The sequence below is a fragment of the Streptosporangium sp. NPDC002607 genome (genome assembly GCF_053592655.1).
Map to the genome: position 1 here is coordinate 1 of NZ_JBSFWD010000164.1, position 1401 is coordinate 1401.

The window sequence follows — 1401 nt, forward strand, 5'->3', positions numbered from 1 at the left end:
GGCGCTGATCCTCATCGACCTGATGCGCGCCTACTTCGAACCGGGCGCCGAGCTCTACATGGGCTCGCGCGACTGCCTGGACTCGGCCGCGCGGGCACCGCTTCCGCACCTCCGGGAAGATGCAGTCGACGTCGAGCCGGTCCTGACGGGTACCGCACCGACAGGACCTCGGCCGCCGGCGACAGCGCCCGGGACAGAGGATGGAAACAGCCGGCCGATCCGCCCTCGTCACGTGCCTCAGCCCGGCTCGCCGCCGATCTCGTCTCCGCGAAGCCGGTCGTCGATCAGTCCGCCGTATTCGCGCAGCGGCCCCGGGGTGAGCAGGCGCTGGTGCGACGCGGCCACCGGGTGCAGCCGGATATCACCGCTCACGTACGGCACCCAGGCGTCCTCCGTCAGCGCGTACCGCGGATCCTCGTGCTCGGCCGCGATGATCAGCATGTCCGCGGCCACCACGTCGTGCCGGTACCGGCCGCCGATCCGGATATTGTTGATCATGATACGGAACGAGGCGGCGAGCAGATCCTCATCGAGCGAGGCGAGCGCCGTGTTGCGGGAGTGCAGGATCTGTACGAACTCGTCGTGGCGCAGGGTGCGGTCCGCGTACCCGGCGGTGTCGATCTCGAACGCCTCGAGCATGTCGAGGTAGAGGCGTGAGATCTCCAGCTCGGCCACCTTCTCGATGACGTCGTCGCTCAGCGGGTGCGCCGGAAACGCGTCGATCAGGGTGAGCGATTCGACCCGCCGGCCGGCCTGTTCCAGCCGGGCCGCCATCGCGTGCGCAACGATGCCCCCGAACGACCAGCCCAGCAGGCGGTAGGGCCCCTCCGGCCACACCTCGAGGACCTGGCTTACGTACTCGGCGGCCATCTCCTCGATCGAGGCCGGCAATGATTCCCCGCCCTGCAGGCCGCGGGCCTGCAGGGCGTACACCGGGACCTCCGGGTCGATGTGCGGCAGGAGCGACGCGTACGGCCAGCTGAGACCGCTCCCGGGATGCACACAGAAGAGCGGCGCCCGGCGGCCGGCGGCGCGAAGGGGGAGCAGAACGCCGAACGCCTGCTCCTGCGGATTCAGGGCGAGGCGCTGCGCCAGGCCCGCCACGGTCGGGGTCTCGAACAGTATCCGGATCGGCACCTCCACTCCTAAAACCGTGCGGATACGGCTGACCAGACGGGTCGCCAGCAGCGAGTGCCCGCCCAGGTCGAAGAAGCTGTCGTCGACGCTGACCCGGGGCAGTTCCAGGACCTCGGCGTAGAGGCCGCAGAGCAGTTCTTCCTGCGGGGTCCGCGGGCTGCGGCCGTCGGTGGTGGAGAACTCCGGGTCGGGCAGGGCCTTGCGGTCGAGCTTGCCGTTGACGGTCAGCGGCAACTCCGCCAAAGCGGTGACCGCGGCCGGGAC

The 1401-nt window shown here is 70.0% G+C and carries 1 protein-coding gene; it reads right to left on the bottom strand.

What is annotated here, in order from left to right; genetic code table 11:
• Positions 1-237: 237 nt before the first annotated feature.
• A partial coding sequence (locus tag ACWD3H_RS47660) for an alpha/beta fold hydrolase (RefSeq protein WP_451959802.1) occupies positions 238-1401 on the bottom strand: 1164 nt, incomplete at its 5' end.